The organism is Erwinia sp. (assembly GCF_031978025.1).
Classification (GTDB): domain Bacteria; phylum Pseudomonadota; class Gammaproteobacteria; order Enterobacterales; family Enterobacteriaceae; genus Erwinia.
In genome coordinates, this window is record NZ_DALZCD010000047.1 from 1 (window position 1) to 19,946 (window position 19,946).

At 45.5% G+C, this 19,946-nt stretch carries 12 protein-coding genes, 1 tRNA gene and 2 pseudogenes; 10 read left to right on the forward strand and 5 right to left on the reverse strand.

What is annotated here, in order from left to right:
• Positions 1–394, reverse strand: a 394-nt coding sequence (locus tag RTK32_RS05745; RefSeq protein WP_312042522.1) for a pseudouridine synthase, incomplete at its 3' end; no start/stop codon positions are given.
• A gap of 163 nt (positions 395–557) precedes the next feature.
• Between RTK32_RS05745 and RTK32_RS05750 the strand changes: the two genes are divergently transcribed.
• Positions 558–2,312, forward strand: a complete 1,755-nt coding sequence (locus tag RTK32_RS05750) for a DEAD/DEAH box helicase family protein (protein ID WP_312042523.1) — start codon at positions 558–560, stop codon at positions 2,310–2,312.
• A gap of 141 nt (positions 2,313–2,453) precedes the next feature.
• Positions 2,454–2,738 (forward strand): 50S ribosomal protein L25, encoded by a 285-nt coding sequence (rplY, locus tag RTK32_RS05755; RefSeq protein ID WP_312042524.1) that lies wholly within the window; start codon positions 2,454–2,456, stop codon positions 2,736–2,738.
• 90 nt (positions 2,739–2,828) lie between these two features.
• On the opposite strand, the gene yejK is transcribed toward rplY, so the two are convergent.
• The gene (yejK, locus tag RTK32_RS05760) at positions 2,829–3,833 is read right to left on the reverse strand and encodes a nucleoid-associated protein YejK (protein ID WP_312042525.1); all 1,005 of its coding nucleotides are present in this window, start codon (positions 3,831–3,833) and stop codon (positions 2,829–2,831) included.
• A gap of 156 nt (positions 3,834–3,989) precedes the next feature.
• Between yejK and RTK32_RS05765 the strand changes: the two genes are divergently transcribed.
• The 4 genes and pseudogenes from RTK32_RS05765 (at position 3,990) to RTK32_RS05780 (ending at position 7,631) form a co-directional block, all read left to right on the forward strand.
• Positions 3,990–4,217 carry a YejL family protein gene (locus RTK32_RS05765; RefSeq protein WP_312042526.1) on the forward strand — a complete coding sequence of 76 codons (228 nt, stop codon included), beginning with the start codon at positions 3,990–3,992 and terminating at the stop codon, positions 4,215–4,217.
• A 12-nt stretch (positions 4,218–4,229) separates the two neighbouring features.
• A pseudogene (gene yejM, locus RTK32_RS05770) lies at positions 4,230–5,978 on the forward strand (LPS biosynthesis-modulating metalloenzyme YejM).
• Positions 5,979–6,110: 132 nt separating this feature from the next.
• Positions 6,111–6,187 (forward strand) — tRNA-Pro (locus tag RTK32_RS05775).
• Between the two features lie 214 nt (positions 6,188–6,401).
• Complete coding sequence (locus tag RTK32_RS05780) at positions 6,402–7,631, forward strand: integrase domain-containing protein (RefSeq protein ID WP_312042527.1); 1,230 nt, start codon at positions 6,402–6,404, stop codon at positions 7,629–7,631.
• Positions 7,632–7,713: 82 nt separating this feature from the next.
• Here the strand turns inward: RTK32_RS05780 and RTK32_RS05785 are convergent, their stop codons facing one another.
• Entirely contained in the window at positions 7,714–7,842 is a 129-nt protein-coding gene (locus RTK32_RS05785) for a hypothetical protein (RefSeq protein ID WP_312042528.1), read from the reverse strand.
• A 798-nt stretch (positions 7,843–8,640) separates the two neighbouring features.
• Here RTK32_RS05785 and RTK32_RS05790 point away from each other — a divergent pair.
• From RTK32_RS05790 to RTK32_RS05800, 3 genes are all read left to right on the forward strand, one after another.
• Positions 8,641–14,154: a DUF3320 domain-containing protein gene (locus RTK32_RS05790; RefSeq protein WP_312042529.1), complete on the forward strand. Its 5,514-nt coding sequence runs from the start codon at positions 8,641–8,643 to the stop codon at positions 14,152–14,154.
• A 245-nt stretch (positions 14,155–14,399) separates the two neighbouring features.
• Positions 14,400–14,720, forward strand: a complete 321-nt coding sequence (locus tag RTK32_RS05795; RefSeq protein ID WP_312042530.1) for a hypothetical protein — start codon at positions 14,400–14,402, stop codon at positions 14,718–14,720.
• 418 nt (positions 14,721–15,138) lie between these two features.
• Positions 15,139–16,263 carry a DUF4062 domain-containing protein gene (locus tag RTK32_RS05800; protein WP_312042531.1) on the forward strand — a complete coding sequence of 375 codons (1,125 nt, stop codon included), beginning with the start codon at positions 15,139–15,141 and terminating at the stop codon, positions 16,261–16,263.
• 448 nt (positions 16,264–16,711) lie between these two features.
• On the opposite strand, the gene RTK32_RS05805 is transcribed toward RTK32_RS05800, so the two are convergent.
• Together RTK32_RS05805 and RTK32_RS05810 are read right to left on the reverse strand one after the other, a co-directional pair.
• Positions 16,712–16,984, reverse strand: coding sequence for a hypothetical protein (locus RTK32_RS05805; protein WP_312042532.1), 273 nt, complete (start codon positions 16,982–16,984; stop codon positions 16,712–16,714).
• Positions 16,981–17,925, reverse strand: a complete 945-nt coding sequence (locus tag RTK32_RS05810; RefSeq protein WP_312042533.1) for a hypothetical protein — start codon at positions 17,923–17,925, stop codon at positions 16,981–16,983. Before RTK32_RS05810 ends, RTK32_RS05805 begins: the two co-directional genes overlap by 4 nt.
• A 1,495-nt stretch (positions 17,926–19,420) precedes the next feature.
• Between RTK32_RS05810 and RTK32_RS05815 the strand changes: the two are divergent.
• Positions 19,421–19,946 (forward strand): annotated as a pseudogene (locus tag RTK32_RS05815) (hypothetical protein); the annotation flags it as partial.

Below are 19,946 nucleotides of genomic sequence, written 5' to 3' on the forward strand. Positions count from 1 at the left end.
AGGTTTTCTCACAATGGTGGCGCGGCGAGGTAATACGGTGTGACCACTGACCGTCGTCGGTCATCAGGACCAGGCCGGTGGTATCGATATCCAGTCGCCCTGCCGCATGCAGTTTATAAGCGGTTGGCTCTTCCAGGAAATAAAGCACCGTTGGGTGATCCGGATCGTCAGTGGAGCAAACGTAGCCCTGCGGCTTGTTCAGCATAAAATAGCGCGGGCCAACCTGCAGCCGTAACGGATTACCGTCATATTCCACTTCGCTTTCCGGGCTGAGCTTAAAAGAGCCTTCGCGTACCACTTCCCCATCAACCGTCACTTTACGCGCGCGCAGCTCGCGAGCGGCAATCGCCCGGCTGACTTCCAGTTGCTGAGATAAAAATTTATCGAGTCGCATTAAATCTGCACTGCCTGTTTCAATGAATGAATTCACCGTTCCTGTGGGAACGTCAGAAGAGAGTAACGATTAAGTATATCGGGAGTTGCGCCTCAGGCACAGAGGCGCGCGCGCGCGAAGCGGACTTTCATGGCATAATGCGGCTTTGCTCGCGGATTTAACAATGTCCTTTACCCTGCGCCCCTACCAGCAGGAAGCGGTTGACGCCACGCTCAGCTACTTCCGTCGTTCTCACCAGCCCGCCGTGATTGTGCTGCCCACCGGTGCGGGCAAAAGCCTGGTCATTGCCGAACTGGCCAGGGTGGCGCGTGGCCGCGTCCTGGTTCTGGCGCACGTCAAAGAGCTGGTGGCGCAGAACCACAGCAAATATCAGGCTTATGGCCTGCAGGCCGATATCTTTGCCGCGGGTTTGCAAAAGAAAGAGAGCCGCAGCAAGGTAGTGTTCGGCAGCGTCCAGTCGGTGGCGCGCAACCTGGCGCAATTTGACAGTGAGTTTTCGCTGTTGATTGTGGATGAATGCCACCGTATTGGTGACGCCGAAGAGAGCCAGTACCAGCAAATCCTCAATCATTTACGCCTGCGCAATCCACGGCTGCGGCTGCTGGGCCTGACGGCCACGCCCTATCGCCTCGGCAAAGGCTGGATTTATCAATTCCACTATCACGGCATGGTGCGCGGCGACGAGCGGGCGCTGTTTCGCGACTGTATCTACGAGCTGCCGCTGCGCTATATGATCAAGCATGGCTTTCTGGTGCCGCCGGAAAGGCTGGATATGCCGGTAGTGCAATACGATTTCAGCCGCCTGACGGCCAGAGAAAACGGCCTGTTCAGCGAGGCGGATCTCAACCTGGAGCTGAAACAGCAGCAACGCATTACGCCCCATATTATTCAGCAGATTGTTGAGTTCGCGCAGGACCGTCAGGGCGTGATGATTTTTGCCGCCACGGTAGAACACGCCAAAGAGGTACTGGGCCTGCTGCCCGACAGCAAAGCGTTGATCAGCGCCATGACGCCTGCCGCCGAGCGCGATGCGTTAATCACCGCCTTTAAAGCACGTGAGCTGCGCTACATGGTCAACGTTGCGGTATTGACTACCGGTTTTGACGCGCCGCACGTCGATCTTATCGCTATCCTTCGCCCAACGGAATCGGTCAGCCTGTATCAGCAGATTGTTGGCCGCGGGCTGCGGCTCTGCCCGGGCAAAACTGACTGCCTGATCCTCGACTACGCGGGTAACCCGCACGATATCTTCACGCCGGAAGTGGGCGCCCCCAAAGGCAAAAGCGACAACAAGCCGGTGCAGGTCTTCTGCCCGGCCTGCGGCTTTGCCAATACTTTTTGGGGGAAAACCACTGCAGACGGCACAATCATTGAACATTTTGGCCGTCGCTGTCAGGGCGTGATGGAAGACGACGACGGCGAACGCGAGCAGTGCGATTACCGCTTTCGTTTTAAAAGCTGTCCCCACTGTAACGCCGAAAACGATATCGCCGCTCGCCGCTGCCATCAGTGTGATGCGGTGCTGGTCGATCCCGATGATATGCTGAAGGCGGCGTTAAAGTTGAAAGATGCGCTGGTGCTGCGCTGTGCCGCGATGGTGCTGGAAAAGGGCCGCGATGAGAAAGGCGAGTGGCTGAAGGCGCGCTATTTTGATGAAGAAGCGACGGAAGTGAGCGAGCGCTTTCGTCTGAGCACGCCCGCGCAGCGCAAAGCTTTCGAGCAGCTGTTTATGCGGCCGCACCAGCGTGCGCCCGGCGTCCCGCTCGGCTGGGAAAACGCGGCGGACATCGTGGCGATGCAGCCGCTGCTGCGCCATCCCGATTTTGTGGTGGCGCGCAAACAGCGGAATTTTTGGCAGATCCGTGAAAAAGTGTTCGATTATCAGGGCCGTTTCCGACGCGCCAACGAAATCCGTTAAGGCAGCAGGCGTTTAATGCGTTGCCCGTGCGTGCCTTGCCTGCTACAATACGCCCCGCTTTTGCCCCTGGCGAAAGCTGAACACTCCAACCTGTTGCTGGGTCGCCTGTAGCAGGATAATTACTTAGAAAGAGACTGAACAATGTTCACTATCAATGCAGAAGCACGTAAAGAGCAGGGTAAGGGTGCGAGCCGCCGCCTGCGTACAGCTAACAAGTTCCCGGCCATCATCTATGGCGGTAACGAAGCAGCTGTTGGTATCGAACTGGATCACGACTACGTGATGAACATGCAGGTTAAGCCTGAGTTCTACACCGAAGTGCTGACTCTGGTTGTTGACGGCAAAGAAACTAAAGTAAAAGTGCAGGCTGTACAGCGTCACCCGTTCAAGCCAAAACTGCACCACATCGACTTCGTTCGCGCTTAATCGCCGACCGCTGTTTTTGTGAAGAAAACGCCGCTTAATGCGGCGTTTTTTTATGGTCGCTTGTCGGCTGTGGCTTCCCTGCCGCAGGCATTATTTACCGCCGCTGCGCCGCTGTAGCTGATCGCGTAAATTAGGCGGCGTACCTTTGATGGTCAGCGTATCGGTAGCGGGATCCCAGAAAATCCGCTCGCCCAACAGCATCGCGTCGAAGTTAATGGTCAGTCCGCCGCCACTACCGGCGAACTTTGTCAGCTGGCGCAGAGTGCTGCGATCCGCCGGGAAGCTTTCCTCCAGTTCATACCCCTGTTCCTGAGTAAAATCCTGAAAGGTTTTTTCGCCCAGCGGCGCCAGCTCTTTCGACAAGCCTTCCAGCTCGATCTCTTCGCCCGACTGCAGCTGTTCATTACAGTAGCTGTATACCTGCTGGCGATAGTTTTGACGCTCGTTCTTATCCAGCGCCGCCTCAGCACAGTAATCATCCACCGCCTGCAGCAGCCCGCGGTTTTGCGCTTTGGTGTCCAGACCCACGCTGGCGCCAAGGAAATCCATAAAGAAATCGGCGACTTTGCGCCCGACCCTGCCGCGCAGGAAAGTCAGATAGCGAGTGGATTCCGGGTTAGTTTCCCACTCGGTCAGATCGATTCGCGCCACGATATCCGCGTGGTTGATATCCAGATAGTGCGTGGTGCTGATGTCCAGCTCTTCATTAACGCGCATGCTGTTCTGGCTGTTCAGTACGGCAACCAGCAGGTATTCCACCGCCAGGTAGCGGTAGTGAGCAAACAGCACGATTCCGCCGTCCGCAAACGGATACTTAGCCAGCTCGTCGCGTAAACGTCCGGTCGCCGCCCGGCTGAAAGCCAGAAAATCATCCTGTCCCTTACGGCAGTTGCGCAGCGCATCGGCCAGCTCGCTCTCTTCGTTAAACAGGCCATAAGCCTTGCTTTTGGCGCTGTAGACGCGATGCAGCTCCTCCATCATCGCTGTCACCGGGCCAGTGGCCGGCAGCAACGACTCCCGCAGCACCAGCTCCAGCGTCTGTTCGTCACGCTTGATCATCTGATGAAGGGCAATCTGCTCGATATCCAGACTCATGTAAACTCTCCTGTAAACTTAAGCGCGTATTCAACCACCGAGCGTAGTCGGGATCAACAGGCAACAATATTAACCTTTTACCTAAGATAAAATTGCAGAAAGAATCGCGGTTTTACGGTAAGATGCCGCCTTTTAATACTCGATAAATTTGACGCTATGCCACAATCATCCCGTTACAGCGACGACCGCGTGGAAAAACTCCTCGCCGAAATGGTCAACGTGCTTGAAAAAGACAAGGCGCCCACCGATCTCTCTTTGATGGTGCTGGGCAATATGGTGACTAACCTGCTGAACACCAGCGTTGCTCCAGAGCAGCGCCGCGTGCTTGCGCGATCATTTGCCGAGGCGCTTCAGGCTTCGGTACGTGAAGATAAAGCCCACTGATGTGATCTCGCTATGGTAACAAGTCAGCCGCGCTACCGTGATAAAGTCTCCCAGATGATTGGCTGGGGGCATTGGTTCGCCCTGTTTAACATTATCTTTGCCCTTATCCTGGGTAGTCGCTATCTGTTTGTTGCCGACTGGCCTGCCTCGCTAATTGGGCGTATCTATGCCTTTACCAGCTGGACAGGCCATTTTAGCTTTATTGTCTTTTCCGCTTATCTGCTGATCGTTTTTCCCCTGACGTTTGTGGTGATGTCGCAACGGCTGCTGCGCTTTTTGTCCGCCATCATCGCCACCGCCGGGCTGACGCTGCTGCTTATCGACAGCGCGGTGTTCTCCCGCTTCCACCTGCATCTTAATCCCGTTGTGTGGGAACTGGTGGTTAACCCCGATCAGAGTGAAATGGCGCGTGACTGGCAGCTGATGTTTATCAGCGTACCGGCTATTTTTCTTGTTGAGATGCTGTTTGCGACCTGGAGCTGGCAAAAACTGCGCAGCCTTAATCGCCGCAATTTCGGTAAGCCGCTGGCCATCGTGTTTATCACCGCCTTTTTTGCCAGCCATTTGATGTATATCTGGGCTGACGCGAATTTCTATCGCCCTGTTACTATGCAGCGCTCCAACCTGCCGCTCTCCTATCCTATGACGGCACGTCGTTTTCTGGAGCGTCACGGCCTGCTGGATGCGCAGGCTTATCAGCGCCGACTGGTGCAGCAGGGTAATCCGGAGGCGCTCTCGGTCGCCTATCCGCTGAACGACATTACTTTCCGTGACGGCGGCACCCGCAATAACCTGCTGATTGTTACCGTTGATGGCCTGAACGAGGCCACGATGCCGAAACAGCTGCCGCACCTGGCGCAGTTCGCTCAAAATAACGTGCGTTTTATGCAGCACTTCAGCGCGGGTAGCCAGGCGGACAGCGGACTGTTCGGCCTTTTTTATGGGATTTCAGCGGGCTATATGGATGGCATCCTCTCTTCGCGCGTGCCTTCGGCCTTGACGGACGCGCTGGCGAAGCAGGGTTACCAGTTTGGTCTGTTTGCCAGCGACGGCTTTGCCTCGCCGCTTTATCGCCAGGCGCTGCTGGCGGACTATTCGCTACCTGATTCGGCAAGCCAGTCCGATGCACAGACTGTTACGCAGTGGCAACGCTGGCTGGAGACGTAGAAAACGAAAAGCGCGCCCTGGTTCTCCTACCTTTCTTTGTCTGGCGGGAAAAGCGCCGGCACGGCAAAAGAGACGGCAGCGCATTATGCGCGGAATGCAGCGGCGGTGGATGCGCAGATCCAAAACGTGCTCGCCACGCTCCAGGAAAAAGGGCTACTGGATAATACCGTGGTGGTGATTACCGCACAGCATGGCGTAGCGTTGAACAACGACGATGCCATGGGCAACCGTGCCAACCTGCAGGTGCCGCTGGTGATCCACTGGCCCAATACGCCTTCACAGCAGATTGATAAGCTGACCAGCCATCAGGATATTATGACTACGCTGATGCAGCGGCTGCTACACGTGCGCACCCCAGCCTATGATTATTCGCAGGGTGAAGATCTGTTTGCCGCCCGTCGCAGCCATGACTGGATCACCAGCCTGCACGATGGCCAGCTAGTGGTGACCACGCCAGGCTTAACGCTGGAGCTGAACAATAACGGTAACTATACCGCCTGGGATGCCCAAGGCCAGCGGCTGAAAGACCATAAGCCGCAGTTGACGCTGCTGTTGCAGGTCCTGACGGAAGAAAAACGGTTTATCGCTAATTGAGCCGCCAGGTAAAGGCGCTTTTCTCTGGCCCTGCCCGGCGTAAGCCAGACGGCAGCGTTGGCTATTTTCATAGCAGTCAACGTGTTAGCCGCTTGCAATCGCTGCTAATATGGGTACTATTAGCTCATGCGTCGGCACGTAGCGCAGCCTGGTAGCGCACCGTCATGGGGTGTCGGGGGTCGGAGGTTCAAATCCTCTCGTGCCGACCAAATTCTCCCAACGTTTTGTCTGGTGAAGTCCAGAGAGAACCATAAAAAACAGTTTAAACAGTAGGTTGTTGAAACCTGCTGTTTTTCTGTTGTCTAGTGAAATCCTGATTGATACGGTGGAATCCATCTGATTTAGGCATACTCATGGGCATACGTTTTTAAGACTGCATTTTGATATGCCTAAGCCTTCCGAGGAACAGAATGGAGACTGCTCATGGCAAGACAGACCAAGCCCTTAAACAATACCGAAGTGAAGAACGCCAAAGCTGCTGGACGAGCATTGGTTCTTTATGACGGGGATGGTCTGGAACTGCAGGTAACTCCCGGAGGCTCAAAACTCTGGCGGTTTCGTTATTACAAACCCTTCACTCGTAAACGGGCCATGATCAGCTTTGGTTCATACCCTTCTGTTTCGCTTTCCGAAGCCCGCCAAAATCGTGAATCAGCCCGCGCTCTTCTCAGCAAAGACGTTGACCCTCAAGAGCACAAAAAGGCAGAGCAACTTCGTCAGAAGAGTGTGAGTGAAAGTACGTTTGAAAAAGTTGTAGCTGAGTGGTTTAAGACCAAAGAGGCAGCAGGATTAACAACTCACACTCTTAACGATATCTGGCGTTCAATGAGTAAATATGTGTTCCCACATATTGGCTCTATGCCCATTTCCAGCATTACAGCCCAACAGTTCATCGGATCTCTTAGCCCGACTCATGCAGCAGGAAGACTCGAAACTGTTAAAAGGCTAAGTCAGCGTATTAATGAGGTTATGGATTATGCTTTGAACTCTGGTTTAGTAACTTCAAACCCAGCGGCAAAAATCGGTAAGACATTCCATAAGCCAAAAGTAAAACACCGCCCTGCCCTTTTACCTGAACAGCTACCTCTGCTTATGAAGAATCTCGCATTTGCGAGTATTGGCAGACAGACGCGCTGTCTTATCGAATGGCAGCTCCTTACAATGACACGACCGGCAGAAGCGGCGATGACACGCTGGGATGAGATCAACTTCGAGACAAAGGAATGGCGCATTCCTGCTGCTCGCATGAAAATGAAACGTGTGCATATTGTTCCGCTATCTGAGCAAGCTCTTGCTGTGCTAGAAGTTATGAAGCCAATCAGCCAGCACAGACAACACGTTTTTCCCGGTTACCGTAACCCACAGGAACCAATGAACATTCAGACAGCAAACATGGCGTTAAAGCGCATGGGCTTCAAAGATATCCTTGTTGCGCACGGTATGAGATCCATAGCTTCAACGGTTCTCAATGAGAAAGGGGTTCAACCAGACGTTATTGAAGCAGCACTGGCTCACATTGATACCAATGAGGTCAGGAGAGCTTACAACCGTTCTCAGTATCTTGAACAACAAAGAGAAATGATGGCTTGGTGGGGCGGACATGTTGAACTGTCAGCAAGCGGTAATTATAGCATTCACTCTGGTTTAGATTAGTATTGATGATTTTTTATTAGTCTTTTATGTAAATAAAAAAGCCCCGGAAGGCTTTTTTATTATGTACTACTTATAAATGTAACTATGGTTTGGAATTTTTACTAGGCTTTACCTTTGGATTATTTCCCGAAGTTTTCTTGTTATCACGCTGACGCTGGTCAGGTTGACCTGTTGAGTCAGCAATACGTTTCGGACCAGGCTTGAGTGCCATGGAAATTCTCCTGTGAACGTTTAAGAGGGAACCCTTCCGTCCAAAATATGAGCAATAATTGGCTATATCAAGAGATCTTTTGACAAACTGATGGGTATTTGATCAAGGTCTAATTTTTAAGAGTTTATAGCAAGATGAACATGGATACGATTAATACTAAATGTCGTTTTGACCGAGATACTATCTGAGTATCGTATTGCTTGGCTGGAGGGTTACACTCGAATCCAGCTGGGTTTTAGACACATAATCTGAGTAGTGAACAAACATAACTGGAGTCATACGTAATCCGCTTCATGCATTAACACTAGTATCCAAAGTCACCTCTCGAAGCCCAAAGAAAAAATAACAAAATAAATCATATAGTTGCGCTCAAAAACTTTAATTATATCTAGGAACCATTTCTTGATAGTTACCTAAAGCATTCAATAAACAACCTAATAATGTATCAGTACCTACATTAGGCATAAAATTTTTAAGCCCAACCAAATCATTTTCACAACGATATGCTGTTTGGGTATGAACACCCCTCCAGCTTGGCTACCTATTTTCTGACCTTTGAAGCACCAAAGCATCAATCTTACTTATGTCAAACTCATGTAACCTCAGCTACAACTTGCACGGCATTAGCTAAGCCAATGATTTTCAAGAATTAAAAAATACTAAACGATATTTATTAGAAAATTCTTAATTTTCATATCAAAACACTCTAATATGTATAGAAAAATTTTAGTTACTTAGCCATACAGTGATAATGCACTGATAAGCAAGGTAAAATCCTCAATTCAAAGGTTATGCGTAATGGACGAAATTGAAGGCTCACTTTACAAAAACTCCAATCTGTCACTCAGCCAGAAACTTGAAAAGTCGCGAGCAGAGTTACTCGATCTGACAGCTAGAAATCGTTTACTTAACATACCAAAATCAAAGACTACAAAATTTTTGGAAGTAGTTAATGAAAGATCTGACATTTTGTTCAAGATGCTTTTTGAAGAAGGCAAGCCATTCACTTTTCTTCATGGTCGAGAAGATAAAAAGACAGATGAAAGCAATGAGAACAGTGAGACAGACACAGAGTCCGAAGACATTATTTTCTTAGATGACTCCGAAACCAACCACAATGATACAAAACTCCAGACAAAGCTCACGCCAAAGACATTACAAAAAAAGTTATTAGATTTATATTATGATTCAAAAACCCTTGAAGAAGAGCAAGGCGTAAACATCCTGTTTCTTTCGCTAGGATCGCTTAAATGGGTAGATCCTAATAAGAAAACAAACATACGCTATGCTCCTCTTTTATTATTGCCAGTAGAATTAATGCGAGCTAAAGCAGGAGAACGCTTTAAAATTAAAGTCAGGGATGAGGACATCATTAGCAACCTGTCGCTTGAGACATTCCTCAGCCGCATTCACCAAATAACTCTACCCTCACTAAATATTGATGAAGAGTTTTCTTTAACGGATTATTTTTCTGAAATCAAGAAAACCATTTCATTGAAAGAAGGCTGGGAAGTATTAGACAATGAAGTGAATTTAGGACTTTTTTCTTACGCTAAATTTATGATGTACACAGATTTAGATCCTGATAACTGGCCTTCAGATTCAAAAATCACAGATCAGGAATCAATAAAGAGTCTTTTAGAAACAGGCTTCTCTGATGGTGAGTTAATCTCTGACGACATTGTAATTGACTCAGTCATTCCCCCCAGAGAAATGCTTCATATTTTGGACAGTGATAGCTCACAGACTCTTGCCATTCACGAAGTACGTAATGGTAAAAGCTTGGTTATTCAGGGTCCTCCAGGAACTGGTAAATCTCAGACAATCGCAAACATCATAGCTTCAGCTGTCGCAGACGGTAAAAAAGTATTGTTTGTAGCTGAAAAAATGGCGGCCCTTGAAGTAGTTAAGCGCAGACTTGATCAGGCGGGTGTCGGAGATGCTTGTTTAGAGCTACATAGCAACAAAACCAACAAAAGAGCATTCCTTGAAGAACTGAAGCGAGTCTGGGAACTTGGTTCACCTCGAGGAGAATTTCCAGATACATTAGTCAATAATCTCACAGAAAGCCGAGATATCCTCAACAATCACCCCGCAAGGATTCATAAAACGTACATGCCATCTGGCTTAACGCCATATAAGGTTATGGCGCAACTGGTACGTCTCAGACAATCAGGTTTTGATCCTAACGATTATAAGCTTAACGGGTATGAATCATGGAGCAACGACGATTTCTCCAAAAGACATGCACTTATTAATGAATTAATTGAAAGGATAAGTGATATTGGCATTCCTGATTCGCACCCATGGAATGGTATCGATAGAACTGAAATACTTCCCAGTGAAGTTGAAAGACTCACTACTTCATTGACGAACCTAAAGTCTGAACTTTCAGATTCTATTGAAGAGTCTATCACTCTTTCCAGACTAACAAATGAAGCCTATCATATCGGCTCATTAAAAGAGTTACAGGAATTCATTCGAATAGCTGAATTAATCAACTCAGCTCCTAATTTATCACCTGAATCGTTAAGCTCGCCGTTATGGGCCACTTCTAATGATAAGACAAAAGCGTTAATTGAAACCGGATTCTCATTCAAAGAGCTTTACGCCAAGCTTAAAAAAGAATTACATGCAGATAAATTCAACACCGAGGTCGCCAGCCTTTCAGAAGGCTATCGTAAGCTACCCGAAGATATTAATATAAATGCTTTTACTGCTGCGTATAAACTGAGGACACTTACACCTAAGATCTTAAAAGAGTCTTCAAGATTACAGCAGGAGTTGGGTTCAAAAATAGGATTCTCTAATTTAAACGAGATTGAAAGCCTTATTGAGTTGGGAGAGAGTATTACTCAAGCTCCAAATGTAAGTCCAGAAGCGTTCATTGCCACTGTCTGGGAGGGTGGTATTGAAAAAGCGGCAAGCCTAGTTGCAGATATTAAACAACTTAGTATATATAAAGAAAAAATCAATCTTATCTTTGTTGAAAAGGCATGGGAAACAGATGTAGAAAGCACCCGAAACATCCTTGAAAAAAACACTGGCACTTTTAAATTCCTTAATAGCGAATGGCGAAAGTCGAAAAAGCTTACTCTTTCATTGATAAATGATAAAAGCTTAATGATCCCTCAGCAGGTTGAGTATCTCGAGTTGTTGATAAAAGCACAGAAATTAAGAAAATCCATCATTGATTTGAACGATTTTGGACAGTCTGCATTTGGTACAGACTGGCGAGGTGAGAATAGCGATAGTGAATTGCTGAAATCACTTGTCGAATGGATGCGTACCTTACGCGGTATTAACTCTGAAGCCAGAATAATTGCAAGTCGCCTCTCCAACAAAGACGCCTTAGCATATCAATTGAGTCAGCTTAAAAAACTCACCCATGAAATTTTAGATGAAAGTCGTATTCTTTGGGATTCATTGGGAGCCACACCAGAAGAGTATTTTGATAATTATTATTCCGTTAAAAATATTCCACTGGAATCACTCTTAGTCAAGTCTGATGTGCTAAGCACTATGGACTCCGCCTATAAAGAAGTTTTCATCAAAGATGAATACTCTGTTTCTGATCGTATTGAATTGTTGAATTTGTTGTCAAGCGCTCAGCAAAAACTCAAAATTATCCATACTTACGATAATTTAGCTCAGTCAACCATGTATCCATTATGGTTGAAAGAAAACAGTAACTGGGATCTGTTACTTCAAGCTCACTCATGGATTGAATCAAATGACGATCTAAGAATCTTAGCGTCTAAAATAGATGACAGACAGGGTTTAGTTGATAAATCCAGAAGCTTGATTGAGTCTATTCAAGCGCAGTTTACCAAACTCACATCAGTGATCACTTCGCTTAGATCTTCCTATGGATCAATTTTCAAAAATGAAAATATTTATGAAATACCATTTAATCTAGTCTATGACAAGATTACTCTTTGGATAGATAATTCTGAACAACTTTCAAAATGGGTTGCCTGGCAAAACCGTGTAGAGCTGGCGAAAACATTTGGTATTTATCCATTAATCTCCGATTTAAGTAGTGGAGTTCTTTCCTCGGAACGTTTAGCGGGTACTTTTGACAGAACTTATTTCGACTCAATTCTGTCTTTAATGGTCGAAGATGAGCCAGAACTGGCACGTTTTGATGGTGATTTGCATTCAAGAAGAGTAGCAAGCTTCGCTGAGATGGATCTGCGAAGAATCAAAGCTTCGAGTTTTGAAGTCGTAAGAGCTCACCACAGAGCAATACCCTCGAAAGTTGGCGTAGGCCCTGTGGGTGTACTGCGGGGTGAGATGGCACGCAAACGTGGCCATATGGCGATTCGACAGCTCATGATAAAAGCTGGTGCAGCTATTCAGGCCTTAAAACCAGTTATGATGATGAGCCCTCTGTCAGTTGCCCAGTTTTTAGTACCAGGTAAGCAGTCGTTTGATTTACTGGTAATGGATGAAGCCAGTCAGATCCAACCTGTAGATGCATTAGGAGCTATTGCACGAAGTAAGCAGATAGTTGTTGTCGGAGACGAACGTCAGTTACCTCCAACTTCTTTCTTCGCCAAAATGACAGGTTCCGCAGATGAGCAGGATGATGACGAGTCAGCACAAGTGGCAGACATTGAGAGCATACTTGGACTTTTTGTTGCCAGAGGGTTGCCTCAAAGAATGCTTCGCTGGCATTACAGAAGTCGTCACCAGTCATTGATTGCTGTGTCGAATAGCCAGTTTTATGAAAACAAGCTTTTTATAGTTCCCAGCCCCTATACACAAGAAGCAGGTATGGGCCTACGTTTCCATAAAGTTGAAGATGGCGTATTCGAATCTGGAAGCAATGTAAACGAAGCAAAACGCGTAGCAACAGCCATTCTTGAACACGCAAGAAGCCACCCTCATTTATCTTTAGGTGTTGCTACTTTTTCTGTTACCCAGAGAAAGCGTATTCAGGATGAGCTTGAAGTGCTTCGCAGGCTGAACCCTGAGTTCGAGGATTTTTTCTATGCGCACCCAAGCGAACCGTTTTTTGTTAAAAACCTTGAAAACATTCAGGGTGATGAACGCGACGTCATTATCATTTCTGTTGGATATGCCAGAAATCCACAAAACTACATGGCAATGAGATTTGGTCCTCTTGGAGCAGAGGGTGGTGAAAGACGCTTGAACGTTCTCATCAGTCGAGCCAAAAGGCGTTGCGAAGTTTATGCCTCAATCACTGATGAAGATATCGATCTTGAAAGGGCTAAGGGAAGAGGTGTATTCGCTTTTAAACTTTTCCTGCAATATGCAAGAACAGGACGCTTGTCAGTTGCAGAACAAAGTGGCCGTTCAATGGATAGTGTGTTCGAAGAACAGGTTGCAAATGCTCTGCAAAAAGAAGGCTTCCAGGTCCACCCTCAAGTTGGCATTGCAGGTTTCTTTATTGATTTAGCCATTGCCGACCCTGATATGCCGGGCCGCTACCTTATCGGGATTGAATGCGATGGTATGACATACCACTCTTCCCGTTCTTCAAGAGAAAGAGATCGCCTACGTCAGGCAGTGCTTGAGGATCACGGTTGGATCATTCACAGGATCTGGAGCACAGATTGGTTCCAGCGCCCCGAAGAGCAACTACAGAAAACTCTCTCTGCTATTCAGGCGGCTAAGAAAGAGCTCGAAAATCGTACTGAAACTTCTCTATCTCGGTCAAGAGCTGTACCTGTCGAGATAGTGACAGTAGAAAGAGAGACTGTCACGGAAATTGGTCTAGAGACAATTGAAGGCAGTTTCAATGAAGCTGTGGCATATGTTGAGGCAGTTCCTGACGTTGACACAAGATTCCAGATTCATGAGACCCCAGTTGGTGTGCTCGCCAAGATAGTTGAGCAAATTGTTCTTGTGGAAGCCCCAATACATGTGAATGAAGTTATCACTCGTGTCAGGTCAGCATGGGGTTTACAACGTGCAGGGGCCCGTATTGAAGCAGTTGTTAAAGATGCCATAAAAATCACAACCTCAAACTCTTCATTTTCCCTAGAAGATGACTTTTTATACAACGATAATCTTTCCATAACATTGAGAGACAGAACAAATGTTAAATCAGCAGGATTAAGGAAGTCGGAAAACATATCTAATAAGGAAATGGAGGCAGGAATTATTGAGATTATCAATAAAAGCTTCGGTGCTACCCAAGACGAGTTGGTCAATTCTGTATCAAGGGCTATGGGCTTCAAGGCTACAAGTAGTACTTTAAAAGGCATCATCATATCCATAATTCAAAAGATGGAAAGTGATAATAAAATCACTTATAAAGAACCAATGTACTATATTATATAATACCAATTTAGTGGTTTGCACTCTAAGTGCCGCTAAATAGGCAGAGAGTTGAGACATAAGAATATCATTCTCGTGTCTCACTTAATAAAGAGTTACAGTTAACTCACTGTTTTAAAAAATAATATGGACAACACCTTATGACTTATAAATTTTATTCATGTAACAAGGCATGTTTTGAAATATTTTTTGTATTGTTTCGTGAAATAATCATTCGAAAGAGTTTTAATTAATTATAAGATCTACCAATGATTTTAGACAAGCCTTTACTTACAACCTTGTTTAAGGCTTTATATAATGGATTTGCTAAAGAAATAAAAATACATATCAAACCTACATTCACAGAGTCTTTAAAATCGTGTATTGAAGAAGCAGGAGAAATATTTAGAGCGGTTCTATCTTTACTCCTATACTTTGTTCGAAATAATAAAATAACTTTCCTTGATTTAGATTTCAATGAAAACGCCCAAAACAACCCAAGTAGACCATCAATCTCAAAAGATAATATTAAAAAGTCTATATCAATTTGTGAAAACATATACTTTTATATATTAGTAGAGATATTGTGACCTGCTCCCCGTTGACTAACTCTCAGTGCGGTTATGCTGAGTTCAGCAAGCCTCGTTATGTCCGTAATGAAGATATGAGGTGGGCTTTGAAGAGTATGGTCATCTTCCATGTAGTCGAGCTGTTCAGACCTGAATAACATGTGCTTACCGTTAAAGGTCTGTCTCATGTATCCACCACGCCCGACCTTTTTTCTTTAGTAGGCCATGACTTAAAAAGAAGGGCTCATGCCCATAACTTGTGATAAAGCGCATTGAGCGTTATATCTTCAAAAATCTTGTGGTTTTCTATGTTCAGCCAGGCTTTAACTGCTCTTGTATCCTCAGCAGACCAATTTTTCATAATTTTCCTATTTGGTAACAAAGGTCAACTCACTATTAATGCCTATACTTATTAATAACCTGTCTACTGAGGATTCATATGAATATTTTCATAAGTTCGTTGATATCGGGTTTTGAAGACAAAAGAAAAGCTGTCAAGGATGCTGTTTGTGTTCTTGGTCATAAACCACTTATGGCAGAGGATTTTGGGGCTAGAGCAAATTCGCCACAAATCACTTGTCTTAACGGTGTTCGTGAATCTGACGCTGTAATCTTGATTTTAGGCTCTCGATATGGAGCGATACAACAGTCAGGCCTGTCAGCAACCCACGAGGAAGTTATTGAAGCTCGTAATACCAAGCCATTGATTATCTTTATTGAAAGTGAAATCAGTGAAGCGGAACCTGAACAGGATAAACTGATAAAAGAAGTAAGTACCTGGGAAAAAGGTCTTTTTAGAGGAGAATTTTCTTCAGCTGAAGATCTAAAAGCTAAAGCTCTTAAAGCAATTCATAACTTTGTACTTGCCCGTGCAGTAGCACCTCTTGATCCTGCGGGCCTTAAAACTAGAGCAGTTGAGAATCTGCCGCGAAGTAACCAAACTTTTTCACAAAGCGCAATCAATCTGGATATCTCAATTGCTGCCGGCCCTGATTCAACCATTATCCGTCCTGCTCAAATGGACTCTAAAGAGCTTGAGGATAAGTTATCAAAAGAAGCTCTTTTCGGCAGGCATGCTATCTTCGACAAGCAATTTGGCACAAATGTATCGCTTGAAAATGGAGCGCTGTGTATATATCAGGCGCTAAACCGGGATCTTAAGAATCTTGTAAAGCTACATTCTAATGGCGATCTACTGATCTCATTACCTTTGTCTTCACCTTCAGGAGGCCTTCCCGCCATCATCGAAGAACAGGTAACTGAGCAGATCTCAAAAGCTTTAGATTATGCTTTATGGATCTACTCTGACATCGACCCTACACAACAATTAACTCATCTCGTGCCTGCGCTAAGCATATCAGGTAGCGCCTCAGCCCCATGGAAAACTCAGGCTGAGTACCTGGCTAGTCCCAATACTATGTATTCATCATTCTCTATGGGACAAGATAAAGCTCCGGTCTTCTTGAACCCAGCTCATGTTGGAAGACAGGCATTTACCTTAGATAAGCTTTTATATGTCGAAGATTTCATAGCTCTCTTACGTCGACAATGGAAAAGTAAGTAAATTTCACAAGCATATGTTTTAGGCGTAGGCATAGGCATATTTAACATAAATATGATTTTAAAATACTTTAAAATTTATAATTTTAAATGAAATATTCAAATCCTCTCGTGCCGACCAAACTAACCCCAACGTTTTTTCTGGTGACATCCAGAGAGAACCCTAAAAAACAGTTTAAACAGCGGGTTTTTGAAACCTGCTGTTTTTCTGTTGCCTGGCGAAATCCTGATTGTTACAGTGGAAGCTACTTGAGTGAGGCTACAACATTATCTACCTGGTAAGGAAGTATTTATATCACTCATAGGGATAATCAAGAAAACCGTATTTTACTGCATCAATTTTTGTGCAGATTTTACTACTCTGTGTATATGCATGCTTTTCAACCTCCATATAAAGCATTCAAACTTATTGGGAAATCACTCTCATTTTTTACAATCCATAAAAAGCACTTTCACTTGTCCAGGCGGGAAATCACACGACCTCTTACTTCAACAGCAATACATTTACCAAAAGATAGATCTACGTAATACTTTATTGGATTAGGCATATTTTCCATCATCCACGGAAGTTCTTCAGAAAATGTTAAGTCGGAGGTTGAGATAACCCAAACAGATTGACCATCAAAATTTTTTTTCTCAACTTCATGAAAGCGTTCATCCCAGCCGTAACCCGTTTTATTTGCATATTCTTTCGCAATTTCAATAGCTTTACTTTCTGTTATCATTTCTGAACTCCATACCAGGCATTATACATTAACCCACTAACGACAACTGGCCCTAAAAGAATACCCGCGGCTTCATGTCGCAATAGTGTATAAGTAATTTCGTAAGTATTTCCAAGAGGAAATTTAAAACCTTCAAGAATATACTCACTTCTCATGCCTCTTGCTCTCAATAGTCCAATAGTTTCAGCTAGGGCCTCTTCCAGATAGCGCAGTATGAAAGATTTGTTATAAGCACTTTGCCTCATAAATACCCTAAGTTCTCTTAGTAGATAAAACTTAGGCGCAATCGCCATATGAACCTGCTCGTGGTAAAGAGTAGATAGCATCTGTAAATAGGCCTCGTCCTTTGACATTGCCTCGGAATAATAATTTCGTCCAACTTCTACGTCGCCCCAAGGTTTAGTTCCCCCCTGAGCGACATCACGGTATTTTGTAATTTTAATCTTAGGTGTATATCGCCATCCCCCATTACGAGGCAGACTCATTTTTTTTCCGATATCATTACTATATCTTGGCATTTTTACTCCCCGGAAAGGAGCTTTGAATGTATCACCAGGCTTCTTCTTCAATAGAAGTACAAGAACAGTATTGACGCCCAATAGAGTTATAGCGTCTGCTAAATCTTTAGCAGCAGCGTCCAGATCCCTGTCATGACGAGCAGCGTTAGTTTTTGTAGCAAAATCATATAACTTCTTAGCGGCTTCTAGCGCCACGCCCCCTACAGCAGCCCACCCTATAATGAGAAGCACTAAATCAGCGATTTCACCCATTCCAAAAAAGTGTGACCCAGCCCAAATCACTATTACTCCCGCCATGGTAGCCAAAGCAGAGGGGGTAAGCATTGCAAGAAGCTGTTGGCCAACGTCAGCCGGTAAAAGTGCTGCCGCTTTCGAGAAGACTAATTCTAGCTTTGATTGTATATCATTAGGAAAAACGTCCATGCTTCATCCCTGAATGATGTTAAAGTCATTATAGACTAACGCTTCTTAGCAAGAATTATCAAGTTTTTTATTAATACCCTAAAACTGGTTATTATTAACTCTCAAAGAAAAGTAAGTCATGGGTATTGATGCAACTTAACGCAGAACAAAAACCAAAAAAAACACTTATAGTATTTTAGTCACAAAAAATAACCATAAAATTAACCAACGCCTCTATTTAGTATAGCTTCTGGCAACCTTAACCCATTGCCTCTCTGCAACTTACTTCTAATAGCACTATAAAACTATTGTTAACGTTTTGTCATGGACAATTATTTCACCGCCATCAACGTTTGCACTGAAAATTGACACCAGATATTTCTTAATTATATAAATAATCGCTGCGCTATTAGAATTTAATTAAAATAAAAAATAATGCTTAATATCTAAACCATCAAGCACCCCCATTAAAATCACTGACTGTGTTGGATCGCAGGATGTTAAAGTCGACGACAACCCCTGTCTCACAGGGAAAACTAATCCCGGTGAAAAACCTACAAAGAAATTATAAATTCGAATTCAACCATAATATATTTAATATAAATAGTGACAAATAAAAATGGCCTGAAGGAGATTGGATATCAGGGTTTATACTTGCTTTTCATATTACAAAAGAAATGGAAAACGTAGATGAGAAGTGGAAATAATTGATGATAAAAATAGTCAGGCGTTCATGGTGTTGGGACGATGATGGTCCATCTAACAGGAAAACATAAGATCCTCAATGCAATGACTGGGCGGCTGATGGTAAAGCAGGGGGTGCTGGTAATATTCTGTCAGTAGCGATTACTGACCGAAACCCCACAAGAACCCGCATTCTCTTTGAGTTTGCGGGTTTTTTGTTGCCTGCAGTGGGGACTGAACGCTTATAAATAGATGTTCAGGAACCGCTTCCGGGGGATCGCTTCATGCCTCCCTCATAAAACTGCCTCAACATGGCAATCAAAATCACATCACTCAGCTCAAAACAGATTTAAAAGCGCTAATCCGCCCTATGCCGCGCCAGTACCGTCTTTACGCAGCAATTTAGAAAAAAGAGTGTTATCAATCCCTCGTCTGCCTCGCTTCAGCGTGCCATGCCAGCCTGTTTTCCTCACACATCGCAGAGCGTCAATCCCTCCACATCCGCGATGATATCCCTGAAAAGGCAACGATAGGCCAAACAGCGTACCGTTAACCTTTTTCTCTCTGAAAAGAGAGTCAATCGGCATGGCCTTTACGTTCACAGTAGCCAGGCCGTCCCGGCAAACTGCATTCAGGCGGCGCCGATCGGCAGCTGTCTCCCTGTTCTGAATAAATCCTGACATATTAATTTCATTAACCGAATGATATCTTTGAGAATCTCTGAGCCGCCGTCACTGATAGCGATGGCCAGCTACAAGGACGGTTACAGCAGTGGTCAGGCAAAGGGAAAACTAAAGCGATTTTAACTCTCATCTTTTCAGGAAATCTGACTATGACAGTGAATTTAAGCGGAAAGCGCACCCGGCGGCACGTGGCCATTTTTAACTGTGCTGAACAGGGGCACGTCAACCCGACGTTGGGGCTGGTCAGGGAACTGGTCGCACGCGGTTACAGGGTCAGTTACACCACCTCGCCAGAGTTTTCTCCCCTTGTGGCTTCCTGCGGCGCCACGCCGGTTCTGTTTGAACCCACTTTTACCAAAGAGCAGCCACGGCCAGAGGAAATGGACTATGTTGTCCGCGAGCTGGCACGGGAAGCTCAGGCTACCTGTCGCCCTTTGCTGGCAGCCTTTGAGAACGACCGGCCCGATATTGTCGCCTACGGCCCGCTTAGCTGGCTTGGCAAGATATTCGCCGACCTCTGGCAGGTTCCCTCTATTAGTCTTAACCCCACCCACGTCAGCTATCAGGGACAGTCCGAGGAATGGCTGGGCCTGTCGGGTGAAGAGTGGCCCTGTATACCGATTCTGGAAGAAATGCTGCGTGACAATAATCTGAGCGTAGATCTCCGTGCGATCC